A 444-nucleotide genomic window follows, 5' to 3' on the forward strand; every position below is an offset into this window, starting at 1 on the left:
GCCGAATAGGCCATGGTCGTCGACCCGGGGTCGATCCCTCCGAGCTTGCGGGTGAAGACCATTCCCACCGCCCATGCCGCCGCCGAGAGCAGCGGAAGGAGCGCGGCCGTCCCGAAGGTGCCGCTGCCCGGGCGGATGACGACGAGGACCCCGACGAGCCCCGCCGCCACCGCGGCCCAGCGCCGGAGCCCGACCCTCTCCCCGAGCAGCGGGATCGACAACGCCGTCACCATGAGAGGCGCTGCGAAGGCGATCGTTGAGGCGCTGGCGAGCGGGAGATAGGCGAGGCCGGCGATGAAGAAGAGAGCGGAGCCGAGAAGGCCCAGCGTCCGCGCCACCTGGACGACCGGCGCTCGGGATCGAAGCACCCGTCCGCGCGACCGCAGGATCACGGGCGCCATGATGGCCAGGAAGCCGACCCAGCGCAGCCAGGCGATCTCGATC

1 protein-coding gene is annotated in these 444 nt (G+C 71.8%); it reads right to left on the minus strand.

Annotated elements, in window-relative coordinates:
• A partial coding sequence (locus AC2JF9_RS09330) for an EamA family transporter (protein ID WP_500727214.1) occupies positions 1-444 on the minus strand: 444 nt, incomplete at both ends.

This window comes from Lactobacillus sp. C449L, assembly GCF_059900815.1.